Raw genomic sequence first — 17,598 nt, forward strand, 5'->3', positions numbered from 1 at the left:
CCCTTTTAGGAACCTTTAAAGCTAAATATGTCTGAGTTTGAAACATTCCCTTGAGTATCTATAGTTTTCACTCTCCAGTAATACGTTTTACCTGCTCCGACAATTACATTATTCAAGATTGTTTCAGTAATTTCTGTTTTATATTCTGCTGGGGAAGTTGTTTCTCCAAAATACACATTATAACTCTCAATATCATTATCAACATCACTTCCACTCCATTCCAATGTTATGTTACCACTTGCCACATCTGCACCCCTAATAGGACTTACTGCTTCTGCTGGAAAAGGTGCATATGATGAAATACCCTCACCTGCATTAAAAAATTTCCAGACTGGGCTTTCTGCTGTTTTAGATGATTCATTTGATCGTGAAACTACAGACCAAGAATATGGATTCCCTCTTTTTAGTTTTATAGAAATATTATTTTCTACCGTTGAATGACCAGTAGTAGTTCCAGTATTTAAATCTTTTAATTTTAAATTATAACTATCGGTATAGTTTCCTTTATTCCACTGAAACTTAACGGTACTTTCAGTAGATGTTATGCTAGTTCCTTCTGTACACTCACTATTTACATTAGGAAATACAAGTGTAGCAGCAGTTGGATCATTCACAACAGGAGTTGGGTCTTGACTATTATCGTCTCCTTTACTACATGTAAAAAGAGCACATACACTAAAAAACAATATGATATTTTTTAGCTGTTTATAAGACATATATTTTAGTAGTTTCATTTTTTTAGGATTTTTAAAATAGACATGTTTGTTGCTGTTTCTAGTTTTACGGTATATATACCACTATCAAAGTGAGTCCCATCAATTATAATAGTGTTATTGCTAACGGGTAAATGTCTAGATTGAATTAGCTTACCAGTAATAGAGTATATATTAACTGAAACCATTTCTGAAGAATCATCTCCAATATTAACAGATAGATAATCTGTAAAAGGGTTGGGATATGCTATTGCTTTATCTGATACTAAAATTGATTTTTCAAAAACCCCTTGACAATCTTTATCTGTAGCTACATGAATGGAATTCATCCCGTTTGATAAATCCAATGTAACTTCAGAACTTAATGTTTTAGTTATTATCCCATTTAAGTTGATAATATATGCTTTACCATTAGCTAGTTTTAATGAAATTGTTTTTTTACTAGTATTTACCTTTGATAACACAGATAAATCTGAAGGTTGCGTTATAACAATATCATAACATCTCTTAAAATCAGTTTCAGGAATATTTTTTATTGTAATGCATACATTATAAGTTCCAGACTGTAAGTTTGCAAACTCAACTTCGTTAGCAAACTCTAAAGTGCTAGTACTTCCATTTCCAGTTATGGTTGCAATATAATCATGTGTCTCTACCGCAGTTATAATAATTTTTCCATTATCACTATTTCTACAGGTTTCTCCAATGGTTTGTATAGCAAAGTTATTGGCAGGTAGCACAAACAAACTGCAACCCATTTCATTCACAGGATCGTTTAATGGAGTTTCTGGACATGTATCATTGACATCTAATACACCATCGTTATCGTCATCATCGTCACAAGCATCCCCTAATCCATCACCATCAAAATCAGCTTGATCTGGATTATCTATCCCAGGACAATTATCACTTATACAACCTATTAATGTTAATTCTACCGCTGAAGCCCACTCGCCGCCATTTACCTCAGAAAGCGCTTTTAACCTCATATACCTTCCATTAACAGGCGTATCAAATGTTACTGTTTGTTTAGCACTTGTATTCTCGAAAACTCCAATATGCGCAGGTTCTCCCCAATTATTTTTATCGTAACTAAAATATAATTCATAATCCTTTATTCTTCCATTTTCGCCGCTTGCTCTTGGAGAATATATAAACTCACTAATACTATATGAATTTCCTAGATCAATTTGAATTTCATGAGGATATGGGTCTCTAGTTGGGCTCCAACGCGTATGCCACATCGTTGATTCATTTCCATCAAAAGCCATTGTTGCTGAATACCCAGGTGCAATATTAGCTTGTTCGCTATCGACATATATTAACGACCATTCTGATTTTGGTAATTCGGCAGGGTTATTACAGTCGGTAATAGAAGGACAAGTTGTTGTTGTTACCATGTTCTCTATTTCTTTAACATAATCAACACCATTTTGAGTTACTGTTAATTTTACTGTGTACGAACCTGGAGCTCCTAATATAACTTCTGGGTTTCTTATATTAGGATTACTAATATATGTTGGAGCCGGAGTTATTTCCCATTTCCAACTTGCTCCTTCATGATTTAAAATGGAATGATCATCAAAATGCAAAACATCATCCATACATTTGTTTGATACATTTTCTACCCAAGGGTTTACTATTGGCGTAAAATTTTGTTCTTGTAAGGGCGTTTCCCAAACACCTCCACCACCAGCTAATCTTATTTTTCCATCTCTATAAAAGGGAATTGCTGCTCTAATTCTAAAATTACCTGGATAATTATTAGCAAATAAACTCCAATCTGACATAGAACTTTTTCTATAATACACTTCAGATTGATTTCCAGAACTAGATGTGTTAAATAGATATATTAAATCTTCTCCACTTGTGGTTGGCTGAATTACTAGTTTTTTTGTGTGTCCATTTACTGTACCTGTTATATTTGTCCAAGTATCTCCACCATTAACTGATTTAAAAACTGAACCTATGGTATTCGTCTGATTTCCGTTTGAATAACAAGCATAAATAGTATTTTCATCATAAGGCGAAATCACAAGACTGGTTCTACCATTCATCTTACTTCCTCCATTAGAATTATTACTTAACGAGGGTTTATGCACCCAAGTAACACCTAGATCATCGCTTCTATATAACCCAGAACCGTTAATATCTGCATAAATTACATTAGGGTTACTAAAACTCATTTGTATGCAAAGTACTGTACCAGAAAAAGTATATAAAGATTCAAAAGTTTCACCCATATCTGTACTTTTCCAAATACTATTCCCCTGACCTAAAAATAAAATTTCAAAATAATTAGGATGGTGTATTAAATCGCTTCTTCTTCCTCCATATTCAAGCATGTTTGGATATTTGGTAAATTTAAATCTTCCTTCAGCTTGAGATTCAGCTGTTGGTGGTAAAATCCAACCTGCCCCAAGATCATTAAAAGCAGCGTGCCTGCTTTTGCCTTGTAACACCCATCCTGTTGCAGACTCGCCTCCTCCCATTCTAAGCGTTTTACCATTATAAAAATCTGCCAAAGCCATATTTCCATTATGATAGCGTCCTCCAACAACAATATCTTCATTCCAACCTTGATCAAACCCCCACATAGCAGAACCTACCAATCCATTAATTCTAGGCTGAAAATTGGTTTCGAAAGCATCTGTTGAAAAGCTCATACCTCCATCTGTAGCTACCCAAACCGAATTATCAGGTAACCATTTTATATCTTGCATGTCTGGATGGATACTAAACCTTCCAAAATACCCTCCAATAGCATCAAACTGATTACCCCCATTGGTTGTTTTAAATAAAGTAAGTGTTCCTACAAAGAACTCATCTGCGTTAATTGGAGAAATTTCCAAAACCAAATCGTAATAACCTTGCCCATTATTATATTTAAATGTTGATGTGTTACAATCAATTACTTTAGTCCAGGTCCAGTTAGTTCCGTTTAAAATACCTTTATATAAAAAAGGTGTGTTATTTTCACTTAACATGGTAACCAACAACATATTTGAATTAGCTGGTGTTACTGCTATTAGCCCTCCGCTAATATCTGCTATTGTTGGAAAACCAGATACAACAGAAAAATTATCACCTCCATCTGTGGATTCTAAAATCTCAAAATTCCCTGAATCACCTTTAACTATCGAATAAATTCTATTGTTATTATTTGGTTGAAACTCTATATCATAAGCTCTTTTTGAGTTTTTTTGCACCCATGATGTACCAGCATCCATTGAAACGTAAATTCCTTTATTAGAAGATACAATCAACTTATTATGGTTATTAGGATCTATAATTATATGATTTGCTGCAAACGCCGTCCCAGGTTGAAGCATTGGTATCCAAGTAACCCCTCCATCTGTAGTTTTATGTATTTGATTTCCTCCTGAAACATAAACAATATCAGGATTTACAGGATGTATTAATACATCAAGTACTGCAGAAAAAAGATAATTAGGCGCCAGCATTGTCCAATTTTGACCCCCGTCAATAGTTTTATTAACATATGCTGTTTCTGTACCTGCGTAAATTATATTAGGATCCCCTTGAAATACATCAAACGAGTATACATTTACTTGCCAAGGAGCAACAGGAGGAATTACAGAGCCGTTAGAACCTTTTCTAAAAAAAGTGTTTTTAGGACCTAAAAATGACCAATTAGAGTTGGAATTATCGAACGTTTTTTGTTGTTTAGTTTTTACAACTTTTTTAGATAGATTATTTTCTGGTAATATTATTCTACCACTAGAATCTACATAATCAGCAACAACTCTACTCCAAATTTTATAATAACGGATAATAGCACTTTTTTCACTTTCATTATTTTTCATGTACGCTTTGTATTTACTATCAATTTCGTTAAAATTAATAGGGTATGCATACAATAATTTTGCCCAATCAGGCAAGTTTTCATTAAAAGTTGGTTTATAATCAGTAATAACCCCTAGTAGTTCATCGTAAGAGGTTATGTGTGTTTGTGCATAACTCTTCGAGATAACAAAAAAAGAAATTGCTATAATTAAATAATTACATAATTTTTTCATAATTAAAAAATAAGGTTTTAAAATAATTATAGGATTAATTTTTAACCCTATAATTATATATTATAATTAATTTTCTAGACCAAAACATTTAATTCTGCAAAGAATGTAGCATAACTTCTTTCTTCTAAAACCATAAACTTTATGTATCTACCTTTTGTTATACATCGTTTTAGTTCCATGCATCATTATTATTAGTCTTAACCTAATTTCTATCAATTATTTTATCAGCTAAATAAGGCTATTGTGTCTCGATAACATCAAAAAAAATCAATAGATCTTCTTTCCAATTTAATTTATTTAATAGAACAGATTGAAATTATATTGGTGTTACTGAATAAATTTTAGCCCATGAGTTTCCATATACATCAGTAGTTGTAATCTCAATATTCTGAGTTCCATTTTCCATGGGTGTAATAGTATATGTTCCAACTGTACTATTAGATGTTATACTTTTATTTACAGGGTTACCAGCGACAGTATTTTTAAAATTAAATATTACATCTAAATTTTCTGAATTTTGCCAATCGACCTTAACACCTCCTGAGACTGGTTGAAAAGTAACGCTATTCAATATTGTTTCAAGCTTTAATGGATGATTAATAGTATTCCAATCTGAACTAAATTGATCAATACTTGTTTCCATACCATTTTCATCTGCAAGCGTTGGCACATAAAAAGTTCTGTATTGTATTGGTTTTGTAATGTCTAATTGTTCAATACTAATAGAATTAGTATCATTAGCAATTATATCTACAACTTCTACATTGCTCAAATTGGTATACTTTAATTCCGTATTACGCACAAGATCATCACTTAATTTAAAAGTAACATCAGCTTTTGCATCGCTTTTATAAGAGAATGTGTTTGTAGCTCTTGGGTTTAAACTTGATCTGAAATTTTCACCATAGACAGTACCAAAAACTACAGTTTTAATTGAAACATTACCACTTGTCTCTTTTGAAACAACTTCAAAAGTATACGATTTTTCTTCAAGATTATCAATAATAAACTCTAATGCATCTGTTTGATTTTGAGATTTTGTATATGGGAAAATTTCATTATTTTCTCTATTATTCCAGTACACTATAATTTCATTTACATTAAATGCATTAGAAATGTATCCTTCAATTTTCAATCTATTATTTCCTGAATATGTTTTTAATGAATCTACTTTGTTTGAATATTGAACTTCACCATCTTCAATATACTTTTGGTGAAACTCATAAGTATCATTACAAGAACTAAAAACAAAAACCATTAATAAAACAATTGATGCTATATAATATTTAAATAATTTCATTATTTATATTTTTATTATTAATTAGAAATACTTCCCCAAAATGATAGTTCAGATAAATTGATATAACCTGACCCATCCCATGTCTCATGAACGGCTAAACGGAAATATCTAATTTCTACCGGATCGTCAAAAGTGAATTCATCGCCTGATAAAAAGCTAGCAATATCTTCATCGGTTTTTTGACCCAGAGGCAATCCTGAAGGTTTAACAGATAAACACTCTTTTAATAAAATCCAATCTTCTAGATTTCCATCTTCACCAGGTACCTCTTTAGAACCATATACATCGTATCTTTTTGGGTTACCGTGAGTAAATGCAAAATTTTGCTCATTAAGGGACCTTTGATATAGTTTAAATCTGCTTAATGTAACAAGACTTCCTAAATCAATTGTCATTATGCTAGGTCTTGGTACATTACCAGCTTGTGTATGTGCATAATTGGTGAAATCATTATCGAGAAGGTTTTCTATAGAACCTCCCCAATTAGCCCAATTATCATCATTTTGTAAAGGTCTTCTAAGCATTTTACTTTTATCTAAAAGCTCTTCAAATAATGGTGTTAATAATTTATCAGGAGTTGAAGGATATATTGTATCAGAATAATTATCGTAACGATCTCTAATAACCGCAGCAAATTTAGTAGGAACTGATGCATAACCTCTTAAAGAAACTTTGTTTGTTTTTAGTGATGTATATTCTGTTCTAACTTTTACTAAATCTCCATATTGGTCTTCTGCCAATAATTCAACAGATATTGGTGCATTTAAGTCATTTTCCCAAGTAAATTTAGCACCTCCAAAATCTGCAACAATATCTATTGTTTGTTGAATTGCAAATACGGGAGGTGTTAGAGGAGATACTGTAAAAACTACTGGTTCAGAAGCAACTTCTGAACGCGTAACTGTATAAACTTTTATCGTTTTTTCATTTGTATCTCCAAATCCTAATATTTGAATATTGTTATTAAAAATTGAAGTTTTAACCTCTGCTAGGTTTCCAGCTGAATTTGTATATACAGCTTTAACATATAACAAATCTTTACCAGCAGGCAAATCATACGTTATATCAACCCCTCCATTAATAGGTGTAAACGCTAAGTTTTCAACCTTTGGAGGTATTAACGAGCTTTTAGAAATTGGCTCGTGTTCATTTTCTTCACACCCAATAAATAAAAGTAAAATTGGGATTATAAGTACTATTATTTTAAGTTTCATATACATTTTTTTTAAAAGTTAATAAGATAATTACCATCCTGGGTTTTGAATTATTGAAGGTGTATTAATAATTTCAGATTCTGGTATTGGCCATAAATAATCTCTTTCTGTAAAACTTGTATTAAATATTGTTTTTACCGTATAATAATTTGTTGCACTATTCTCAAGAACGTTCCACCCTTTTATTAATCCATTCATGTAATTTTTTGCCAATTTCCATCTTCTTAAATCCCAAAATCTACCGCCTTCAAATGCCATTTCAATCATTCTCTCTTGTTGAATTATACTTCTCATTCCGTCTTTAACTAAAGGTTTTCCTGGGTTTGAAGAAAAATTTTGCCAACTTGATACAACGCCATCTAATCCAGCTCTTTCTCGAACTAAATCTATATAAGTATACACGTCACTTGTAGGACCATTAAATTCATTTAAAGCTTCTGCATAATATAAGTATAAGTCCGCCAATCTAATTATTGGAAATGGATACCTTTTTACACCAAATGTCCTTCCATCTTGTACAACCGTTTTTATGTTAACCAATTTTTTTGGCCAATAACCGGTTACTGAATATCCCGAAATATCTGCTACAGACGCAAACTCTCCTAACCTAGCGCGTATATACCAAGGATTATCATCACTATCTTCTCTTCCGTTTCCAAACCATGTTGCTCTATCGAAAGATAAATCTGAATAAAAACGAGTTTCTCTATCAAAGTTTAAAACGGCCGTTTCTTGCCCTGGTTCTATTTGATACTTTTCAGTGGTCAATGCTTGTCTTAAATTGTATCTATTATTATAGTCATACGTAACATCTTCATTAATTGGTACACCATTTTTTGAATAGTATGTTTCTGCAATTCTTAAAGTTGGAGCATGTCTTGCCGCTACTACATAACCTATTGTATATGCATACAACTTAGTCATAGATTCACTTTGTATTGACCCTGTATAATCTGTATGCCCCCATATAAGCTCTGGATTCCAAGGCTCAGTAACTCTACCTCTTAAAGCGGCAGTTAACAATGTTACATCTGATTGTGGAAAAGGGTTTATATAATCACTTTTTTTATAAAGTCTAAGCCCTGCTTCATGGCAAATATCTATAGCTTCTTTACAAGCTGTAGCCGCCATTTGCCATTTTTCAGCAGAATATGTTAAAGGGAATAAAGGCTCCCCTTCTGCATTTAAAAAATCTTGATATACACTATTCCCATTAAATAAAGGGCTTGCATAAGTCATTAAAACTCTAGCTTTAATTGCTGCGGCAATTGGTTTAGTTATTCTTCCTAAATCAAGACTTTCAAATTGAAGGGTTAGTGGTAAATCTGCAATTGCTTTATCCATTAAATCAATAATATAAGGCACTACTTCATCTACTGGTTTTCTTACAGGTTTTAAATTTAAATTAGTATCACCTACCTCAACTGCTTCATCGCTTATTACAATTGGGCCATACATTTTAAACAAATAAAAATGAAAATAAGCTTTTAAAAAATTAACTTCGGCTATCCAAACTCTTTTCTCATAAGCATCCATCCCTAACACATCTTCAATTTTATTTAAAAATATATTACAATTTCTAATCCCAACATATAAATCTCTTACACTGCTTCCAGTCCACTTATCGTCATAAGGATTTGTTGCATTTTGAAACCCTTGAGCAATTCTAACACCAGTTCTATTTTGTAGTGCTGTTGGATACCAAATTTCATCACCTGCATTTAATGCAGGATTATTTACACTTCCAGGAGAAGGTATTGCAGAATAAATAGTAACTAAAAATTTTTGTGCATTATACCTGTTTGAAAAAGCATTGTCTATTGTTGCTACATTATCAGGTACCACATCTAAATAATCTTTTTCGCAAGAAGTAAATATACTTGCAATTAAAATTAATCCTATATATATATTATTTTTCATATTCTATGTTTTTAAAAAGAAATATTTACACCTAAATTATACACTCTCTGATTTGGATAGCCTAATCCATTACCTGCCAATTCAGCATCCCATAATTTAAATTTACTTATTGCAAATAAATTAGTGCCACTTACATAAAACCTTACTTTTTCCATTTTAAGTTTAGATACCAGTTTATCTGATAAGCTATAACCTATTTCAGCTGACTTCATTCTAATAAAAGCACCATCTTGCATAAACCAAGTACTTGTTTGTTGATTATTTGGTATATGTGATGTAGATAACCTTGGCCATAATGCATATAAATCTCTATTTGTTTCAGACCAATGGCTATCTGCATACGCTTTTAATAATTGATTTTGTTGAATATATGATGTACCTGCCTCTCCAAATTCTACAAATGGAGCTGTTGCTTGTGGATTAATCCAAAAAGAAGAATTAGCAGCGCCTTGAAAGAAAGTAGAAATATCAAACCCTTTAAAACCAAAAGAAATGCCAGCACCATAAACTATTTCTGGAACTGTAGGATTTCCTATAGGAACTCTATCTAATCCAGAAATTTTGCCATCTCTATTAATATCTTTATACTTAATATCGCCACCCGTATACTCTCCAAAAGTCTGTTCTGGAGAATTATTTACTTCTGCTTGATCTACAAACAAACGTTCAGCAACATACCCCCAAACTTGATTAATTGGTTGCCCAACACGTGATAACCAAGGTGTTGCAGAATAATCTGGCTCTTCAATTTTTGTAATTTCGTTAGTTGCATATGTGAAATTACCTCTAAATTGCATCCAGGCTCCACTATTAAAACTTTCTGTATATACAAGAGAAGCATCAATACCATGGCTAGTAGCTTCTCCAATATTTGCTCTAACATTAGCTTGTAGCCCTAATGATGATGGTAAAACTCTATTTGCTAAAATATTTGATCTATTCTCTTTAAAAACATCAACTTCTAAATCAATATTATTAAATAAACCTAATTCTAAACCAACATTCATTTTTTTTGCAGTCTCCCATGTTATTTGATCATTTGCATAACGTTGAATGGAAACACCCGATAAAAAATTATTAAAATCCTCACCTGTTACATAACTCCCTAATCCATCATTTAGACTTACTCTTGACAAGTAAAAAAATCTATCATTAGGACCACCAATTTGATCGTTTCCAACTAAACCATACGACCCTTTAATTTTTAATTTAGTAACTACATCTTTTATAGGCTCAAAGAATTTTTCATCTGAAGCCATCCATCCTAAGGCTAAGGAAGGAAAGAATCCCCAACGATTATTTTTCGCAAATCTTTCAGAACCATTATATCCAAAACTAATCTCTGCAAAATACTTTTGTGCTCTGGCGTAGGTAAAACGACCTGACATTCCCATATTTCTATATGGAAGTGATTTTTCTAGGGTTCCTTGATTTGAAAACAACCTATTGTTAAGTGTAAATACTAACAAACCACTTACCTCATTTTTATCATCAATTTCTTTATTATATGAAATATTTGATTCTACGTATGCTGAAGAAGTTATCAATTTAGTTCCTTCATTATAATCTAAATATTCAGTTCCTCTTTCTTCATTTAAAAGGTTAAATGAAATTGTTCCTGTATCTCTATTTAATGTTGGCGAATAATAATATGGGTTGTAAAACCTGTTAACAGAATAAAAAGATTGTTTAGTTTGATTATACATCAATTTAAGATGTAATCCTTCGGTTATAAAACTAAAATCTTGATTAAATTCTAATTGAGCAATAACTTTAGAATTGGTACCTTCTCTATAACCACTTACCATTTCTGCGTAAGGATTTAAAAAGTTTCCATCACGATGGTTACCAAATAAAATATGATTTGTAAATTCATGCTCTGCATCTTTATCATAAAAAGGTCTAAAATTAACTGGATTACTATGTACTACCATTTTATAAATTTCAGCTCCACCTTGTCTTGGACCGTTATAATCTTCAAAACTCACATTAAAATTAAGTTTTAGCTTAGATGTTTCAGTTAAATTTATATTTGTTGAAGAACGAAAATTATATTGTTTAAAATCAATATTACTATTAAAGTCATTAATTTTTGGAACTTCTAGTATACCATTATCTTGGCTTGCTGCCATAGACACATAATAGCGTGCTGTTTTACCCCCACCATTCAAACTAAAATTAAAACGCTTATTTATTGTATAATCTTTAAACAGTTCTTTATGCCAATCTGTAGTTGGATATAAAACTGGATTTGCACCTGCAATAGTGTTTTCGATTTTCTCTAAAGAATAAGGTAATAATCCAAGTGGGTCACGTGTTCTAACCGCTTCATTACCTAATTTCATATACGTAATTGGATCTGCTAATTCGATATTTTGCGTTGGCATTGAAGAAGAATACTCAACCCTAGCTGAAATTCTAACTGGCCCTTCAACACCTTCTTTAGTCGTTACAAAAATAACACCATTAGCTCCTCTAGCTCCATATAATGCTGTTGCAGATGCATCTTTCATTATAGAAAACTCTGCAATATCATCTGGATGTAATCTACGTAAATCGTCAATAGTTAATTCAACTCCATCAATTAAAATTAAAGGACTTGATGCATATCCAAAAGTTGTAACACCTCTAACAAAAAATTCTGCATTATCACTTCCTGGTTCTCCACCTCTTTGATATGATATTAAACCTGGAACTCTTCCTGCCAAGGATGTAGTTAAATTACTTGACGGAATTTTAAGTTCAGAGGGTTTTATTGTAGTCATTGAGACTATTACATTTTTCTTTTTTTGTTTACCAAAGCTTACTAAAACTACTTCATCTAACTCATCTGCCGATTCTTCTAAAGTAACATTTATAATTTTTTGATTGTTAATTGGAATCTCTTGCGATGCAAAGCCTAAAAAGGAGAAAACCAAAACAGAGTTAGGATCCTTTACTTTCAAAGAATAATTTCCATCAAAATCGGTCGAAGTACCATTTTTAGTTCCCTTAACCAAAACAGTTACACCAATTAATGGCACATTTGTTACATCTACAACATTTCCATTAATAGTATATTGCTGCTCTTTTACTTCTTCTTGTTTGTCAGGGACTTTCTCTTTTATTTTTTTTGTTAAGAATATTTGTGTATCAATAACATTAAAAACGGTTGTAGTTTTATTAAATACTCTTTGCAAAATAGAGGTTACATTTTCTTTTTTAGCCTTAACCGAAACAAGCCGATTTAGATCTACATCCTTTATTTTATATATAAAACGAAAATCACTTTTACTCTCTATAATATCTATTAATTGTTCTACTTTTATATTATTTAAATCCAAAGAAATTTTAGTAATCTGCGAATATGATGTATTAGCCTGAACTGTAAATAATGTAACAAACAAAAATAAGGCACTTAACTTCATTTTAAGGTTGGATTTTAAATGTAGGCGATATTCTTTCTTTTTATAAAGAATTTTTTTCATACTTTTAAGTTTTAGTTGTGGTTAATTTTTAATCACTTATTTCAAACCAAAAACTGGCTTCAACAGTTTTTGGTTTTTTTTTATTACATAAGTAATTTTTAATAGAAAATAGTTGCAATTGTCTGTTTTGCTGCATAGGCATATTAATTATTGGATGGTTATATGATTATTATCAATCACAAAATCTATATTATATGTCATGTTTAAATATTCTAACACCCTTTGAATAGGCACATCTTTAAAACTTGCATTAAATATTTCATTTGCTAACACTTTATCATTAATTGTTATTGACACATTATAATGACGCTCTAGTTTTTTAAGAATGTTTTCGAAAGTCATATCTCTAAAAACAAGTTCTCCATGTATCCAAGATGTATAAATACTTGTAATTACAGGTTTTGTATCTATTTGTTTATCCTTTTTATTAAAACTTCCTTTCATACCAGGAATCAGTAAAACCTTATCAGATTTATTTAATTCAGTAATATCATCTGTTTTATACATACTAACTGACCCTTCTACTAACACAACGTCGGTAATAGTATCTTCAGGATACGTAGATACATTAAATTTTGTACCGTAAACTTCTACGTTAAGACCATTATTATTTACAACAAACAAATGTTCTTTATCTGTAGCGACATCAAAATAAGCTTCTCCCTCTAAAAAAACCTCCCTACTATAACCTTCTAAAAACTTAATAGGGTATTTAATAGACGTACCAGCATTTAAATACACCTTTGTTCCATCAGACAACAACAATTGAAATGTCTTTCCGTAAGGAATACTTAAAATATTATATGTAAGCTCATTAGTTTTTAAAGCATTTGAATAAGCTATACTACTCTTTACTTGTTTACCCACAACATTCCCTTCCTCGTTAACTAGTTCTTGAGATTCTTTCGTATCAATAATCTTTATTGCACCATTATCTAACTGAAGAGTAATAGAAGTTTTTGGAACCAGTTCTTGGTCTAGATTCAATGTATTTGAAAAATAATTATTTTGATATAATACACCTACTGCAATAAAACTAATAAATAGTGCAGCTATGCTTAAAGACTTAATAATAAATCTCTTTTTTTTGCTTTGAGACACTAAACTTTTTCTTTTTTTATCATACCCCCCCCTTATGTTCTCATAAATTCTAAAAGATGCTTTTTCATCAATTTCAGACAACTCATTAACAGAAAGATTATTTATCTCCTCAACAGAAGGCATATCATATGTGCTAAATTCACTTTGATTATTAAAGAAGCTAACAAGTATTTCTTTTTCTGCCTTTGTGCAAGTATTTAAAGCATGTTTTTTAAGTAAATTTCTAATATATGGGTCTGTGTTCATTCTTTTAAAATACTAATTAAAGTTTTCTATATATAATACAATTGAAAACCTGTCGAATACCACTCCAATATCTTTTTTTTTATTCTTTTTTTAATCTACCAGCACTAAAAAAACTTAAGTAATTGATTTTTAATAGAATAAAATGATTCGGATAAGAATAAAAAACTAAAAAAATTGAAGGTTTATGAGAAAAAAGAAAAGAGAAAAAGAAAAGTGATATCACTATGGGTGTATAAAAAGTCTCTTATTGAGTCAAGGGCTCTACTCATTTGATTTTTAACTGTATTTTTTGATATTCCTAACTCTTTACTAATTTGGTCATAGCTCATGTCTTCTTTTCTAGAGAGTTCAAAGATACGTTTTCGCTTAGGTGGCAAATTATTAATTGCTTGTTGTTGTAATTTTTCACAGTAAATTTCATCAAATAAAACGTCTGTAGAATTGTAATACGTTGATTTTTCATAAAAGACACTCTCCCTCATTCTTCTATCATTAGCAGCTTTATGCAAAAAATTAATCGTTAAATTACGAGTGATAGTAAAAATATAAGACTTAAAAGATAAATCTGGATTAAGGTTTTCTCGGGTTAGCCAAACTTTTAGAAATACGTCTTGCACAATTTCCTCAGCGTATACCTTTTCCTTAAGCATTTTCTTGCTATAGTTATAAACATCATTCTTATAATGATTAAATAATTTTAGAAAAGCACTTTCATTGCTATTTGCAACTTCTGTTACTAAAAATATTTCATTAAAAAAATTTGTTTTACACATTAATTTTTAAATAATTCGAGGAAGTGCTATTTTTTTTTAACTAAAAACTTATTATCCTTCTAAATTTATTTATTACTATGAGATCGTTAGGTGTAATTGTTTAAAAACGTCAAAACCGACAAAAAATCATTATCGAAAACGAATTACTTCCAAATTCATCAAGTCAAATCCTAAATTTACAATCACTTACTCTTGGGTCAATGATATTAATATAAACAGTTAATTAAACTCATTGAGCATTTTAATTTATTGAGTACGTATTGAATAACAACTTTTATTCAAAATTTACAATGGATTCACAAATTGCAAACTATGGCAATTTATATAAATAGTTTGTTACAAAACATGCACAATTTATGCGTAAACATGGATTATATTACTTTTTTTAAAAATATTTATGTTCTTTGTAATATCTGGGAGAAATCTTCATTGTCATTCTAAATATTCTAGAAAAATAAAACGGGTCGTCGTACCACTTCACTACTAATTTCAGAAATTTGCCTATTAGAAAAAATAAGTAACTGAAAGGCGTGCTATACTTTATGGTGTATAAAATAATCTATTAAATTAGGATTGTGTTTTTAATTTGAACATTTTTAGAAGAATTAAGAATGAGACAATTTAAAAGTGTGAGCTAATTCTTGAAGAATAAAATTCTTTCGTAGTTTTCATTAAAATTGTACAACGAAAGTTAATTTGACATATTTAGGTATAATCTCAAGGTTTACAATTCGTCAACAATAAATGTAAAAATTAGTAGACAACCTATAAATACTCATATTCGGGTCATAAATCCAAACTCAGACTGGTCACAAAAACCATTTCAAAATTATTAAAAGAATCTGAAGATTAAGACTTTCAGCCTTTTCATTTTAACCAATTTCAATTGTCATCTATTATTAGTATCAAAAAAGTAAATTATCTAGTACGTGTGTGTGTGTTTAAAAACAACTGAAGAATCATATATAATTTTAAAGTATTTAAACATCCTTCTTAATTATTAGGTACTCTACTATGTTACAAAACATAAACTGTGTATCCTTAATTTACAAATAAGAGATTTTACAAATCAAATAAACTTGGTAGCCATAAACTCAATTCTGAAAAATAGGTTACTAAAAATAGTGCTACTATCATTGCTATAAATAGCGGCAATAATGGTTTTATAACTTTTTCTATCGTGGTATTTGCAATCCCTACGCCTACAAATAGTACTGAACCTACAGGAGGTGTACATAGACCTATACTTAAATTCATAACCATTATAATTCCAAACTGAATAGGATCCATCCCTAATTCTACTATAATTGGCAAAAATATTGGGGTGAAAATTAATACTGCTGGTGTCATGTCCATAAAAATGCCGACAAACAATAATATTAAATTGATAATCAAAAGAATAATAACGGGGTTATCGCTTACCGTTAATAATACCGAACTAATACTTTGAGGAATATTCTCGTAAGACATCACCCAAGACATACTCATTGATGCACCAATTAAAAGCATTACAATAGCTGTTGTACCACAAGAGTCTAATAATATTTGCGGTAGGTCTTTATATCTTATTTCTTTATAAATAAACCCTAAAATTAGCGTATATAAGACGGCTATTGCTGAAGCTTCTGTAGCTGTAAAAATGCCAACAACAATGCCACCAATAACTACTACTAATAACATTAAACTAGGAAATGCTCTTACAAAAGTTCTTACTACTTCCTTTAAAGTACTTCTTTTACCTACTTTATAACCTTTCTTTTTTGCCCAAAAAGATGCAACTATCATAAGAAATAGTCCAGTAATAATACCTGGAATATATCCCGCTAAAAATAACGCAGCAATGGATACGCCTCCACTTGCTAATGAATATACAATAAGCACATTACTGGGTGGGATAATTAATCCTGTGGTTGATGATGTTATATTTACTGCAGCTCCAAATTCTTTTGAATAGCCTTCTTTTTCCATTTCTGGACCTAAAATACTTCCCATAGCCGATGCTGATGCCATGGCAGAACCTGCAATAGCACCCATTAACATAGCAGCTATTACATTAATTAAAGCTAATCCCCCAGGAAGTGAACCAACTAAAGTTTTAGCAAAATCGATTAAACGATGTGCTATACCTCCTTTGTTCATGAGTTGTCCAGAGAGAACAAAAAACGGAATAGCCAATAAAGCAAAACTGTCTAAGCCTGTCGCCATACGTTGAGACACTGTTGTAAGTGCTGGAAGCATTGAAATACTTGTCATCATAGTTAACAACGATGAAATTGCAATACTCCATGCAACTGGAACACCAATTAGCAATAAACCAATAAAACTAAGTACTAAAACGAGTATAGGTAAATATTCCATTATAATTGCTTATTAATAATATCAGAAAGTTTGTAATAAATAATTAAAATACCACTTATAGGAATAACTAAATACACCACCGCCAAGGGTATTTGTAAGGCTGGTGAATACTGTCCCAAAGTAAATGTAATATATACTAGACGCAGTCCGCCAACTATTAATGCGAAAAAACAAAACACAATAATTATCCAATTAATGAATATCTTTAATTTTATTTGACCTTCTTTATTTAGTTTTGCAGGTAATAAATCGATGGCCACATGCATGCGTCGCCCAGAAATATAAGCTGCTCCTAATACACCAACCCAAATCATAAGATAACGTGCTAACTCATCAGTAAATGAACTAGGACTACCCACTACAAATCTGGTAAATACTTGCCACAGCACGTTAACTACCATAACTGCCATAATAATAGCAAGTACCATCCCTAAAATGCAATCTACTCTTTTTCTTAATTCCATAG

General features: G+C 30.9%; 10 protein-coding genes. All 10 read right to left on the reverse strand.

Annotated elements, in window-relative coordinates:
- Positions 1 to 5: 5 nt before the first annotated feature.
- Complete coding sequence (locus RG22_RS03430) at positions 6 to 734, reverse strand: hypothetical protein (protein ID WP_052143613.1); 729 nt, start codon at positions 732 to 734, stop codon at positions 6 to 8.
- Positions 731 to 4,753: a discoidin domain-containing protein gene (locus tag RG22_RS03435; RefSeq protein WP_034040896.1), complete on the reverse strand. Its 4,023-nt coding sequence runs from the start codon at positions 4,751 to 4,753 to the stop codon at positions 731 to 733. The genes RG22_RS03430 and RG22_RS03435 overlap by 4 nt, the downstream gene beginning before the upstream one ends.
- 316 nt (positions 4,754 to 5,069) lie before the next feature.
- A complete protein-coding gene (locus RG22_RS03440; RefSeq protein WP_034040898.1) occupies positions 5,070 to 6,053 on the reverse strand; it encodes a DUF4998 domain-containing protein in 984 nt (327 codons plus the stop codon).
- A gap of 17 nt (positions 6,054 to 6,070) precedes the next feature.
- Positions 6,071 to 7,267, reverse strand: a complete 1,197-nt coding sequence (locus RG22_RS03445) for a DUF5000 domain-containing lipoprotein (RefSeq protein WP_034040900.1) — start codon at positions 7,265 to 7,267, stop codon at positions 6,071 to 6,073.
- Positions 7,268 to 7,297: 30 nt separating this feature from the next.
- Entirely contained in the window at positions 7,298 to 9,187 is a 1,890-nt protein-coding gene (locus RG22_RS03450) for a RagB/SusD family nutrient uptake outer membrane protein (RefSeq protein WP_034040902.1), read from the reverse strand.
- A gap of 11 nt (positions 9,188 to 9,198) precedes the next feature.
- Positions 9,199 to 12,654: a SusC/RagA family TonB-linked outer membrane protein gene (locus tag RG22_RS03455; RefSeq protein ID WP_034040904.1), complete on the reverse strand. Its 3,456-nt coding sequence runs from the start codon at positions 12,652 to 12,654 to the stop codon at positions 9,199 to 9,201.
- A 147-nt stretch (positions 12,655 to 12,801) separates the two neighbouring features.
- Positions 12,802 to 14,001: a FecR family protein gene (locus RG22_RS03460; protein WP_034040906.1), complete on the reverse strand. Its 1,200-nt coding sequence runs from the start codon at positions 13,999 to 14,001 to the stop codon at positions 12,802 to 12,804.
- Positions 14,002 to 14,183: 182 nt separating this feature from the next.
- Complete coding sequence (locus RG22_RS03465; RefSeq protein ID WP_034040908.1) at positions 14,184 to 14,774, reverse strand: RNA polymerase sigma factor; 591 nt, start codon at positions 14,772 to 14,774, stop codon at positions 14,184 to 14,186.
- A 1,062-nt stretch (positions 14,775 to 15,836) separates the two neighbouring features.
- Positions 15,837 to 17,132 carry a TRAP transporter large permease gene (locus RG22_RS03470; protein ID WP_034040911.1) on the reverse strand — a complete coding sequence of 432 codons (1,296 nt, stop codon included), beginning with the start codon at positions 17,130 to 17,132 and terminating at the stop codon, positions 15,837 to 15,839.
- Entirely contained in the window at positions 17,132 to 17,596 is a 465-nt protein-coding gene (locus RG22_RS03475; protein WP_034040914.1) for a TRAP transporter small permease, read from the reverse strand. The genes RG22_RS03470 and RG22_RS03475 overlap by 1 nt, the downstream gene beginning before the upstream one ends.
- Positions 17,597 to 17,598 lie beyond the last annotated feature (2 nt).

Origin of the sequence: Wocania ichthyoenteri Th78 (assembly GCF_000789235.1) — a bacterium.
Lineage (GTDB): Bacteria > Bacteroidota > Bacteroidia > Flavobacteriales > Flavobacteriaceae > Wocania_A > Wocania_A ichthyoenteri.